The 1,004-nt window shown below is 63.6% G+C and carries 1 protein-coding gene; it reads right to left on the bottom strand.

Features of this window, described 5'->3' with window-relative positions:
• Nucleotides 1-944: IS30 family transposase (locus AC0L3B_RS38115; protein WP_473382683.1), on the bottom strand; the 944-nt coding region annotated here is incomplete at its 3' end.
• Nucleotides 945-1,004 lie beyond the last annotated feature (60 nt).

Genomic DNA, 1,004 nt, shown 5'->3' with positions numbered 1-1,004 from the left:
GCCGGGGTTCTGAAGTCAAGGCATTTGCGCGGGGTGTTGTTGTAGGCGGCAATGGACTGACGGAAGCGCCTGGTTGGGAGCTTTTCGAGGTCGGTCTTTCGGGGGATGAAGCGGCGCAAGCGGCCGATGGCGTTCTCGATGCCGCCCTTTTGCCACGGCGCGTGCGGGTCGCAGAAGAAGGTCTTCATCAAGAGGCGCTGCAAGGAAAGGTGGGCGGCGAACTCGGTGCCGTTGTCGAAGGTGACGGTACGGCGCAGTGCCTCCGGTACGGCTTTGAACAGGCGTACGAGATGGCTAGCGATACCGGCGGCGAACTTGCGTTCGATGGGAACGGCGAGCAGCAGGCGCGAGGTTCGCTCGTGGACGGCCAGGATGGCCTGCCGGTATTTGGAGAACATCATCAGATCGGCTTCCCAGTGGCCCGGGACTTTGCGATCGGCGACCTCGGCAGGCCGTTCTGCCAGCGAAACACGGCCTTCGATGAAGCTTGCGGGGCTCCCGCCTCGTTTGCCGCGGTGGCCTCGCTTGCTCTTGCCCCGAGGCAGATAGCGCCGCCAGGTGAAGTCCGTCGTGCGTGTGATCTGGGCGTAGATGAAGCGGTAGATGCTCTCGTAGGAGATCACCCTACGGCCACGTTCCCGGGCCAGCCTGCGTGCGACCTGTTCGGGTGACCAACCGCGGCTCAAGCCTGCCAAGACCTCGCGGCGCAAGCTGGCGTCCCGCTCGAGGCGAGAGCCCTTCCAGCGCCGCGCCCGGGTCTGCTGCTGAGCATAGCTTGGCTTGTAGCCGACTTGCCTGCCACGGTTCCGCCTCAGCTCCCGAGAGATCGTTGATGGCGGCCGATCCAAAGCTGCCGCGATTTGCCCGACCGAGCCGCCATTGGCCGAAAGGCGGGCAATCTCGCATCGATCGTCAAGGGAGAGCTGTTTGTAAGTCCGCCCCATGGCAACACCTCCAGATGGAAGTGTTGCACTTCGTTTGTGAACTCAGGGGACCCATTACCC

The organism is Bradyrhizobium sp. Kon56, assembly GCF_055807635.1.
The sequence above is the reverse complement of the archived record's forward strand: the minus strand, read 5'-3'. Positions and strand labels throughout refer to the sequence as shown.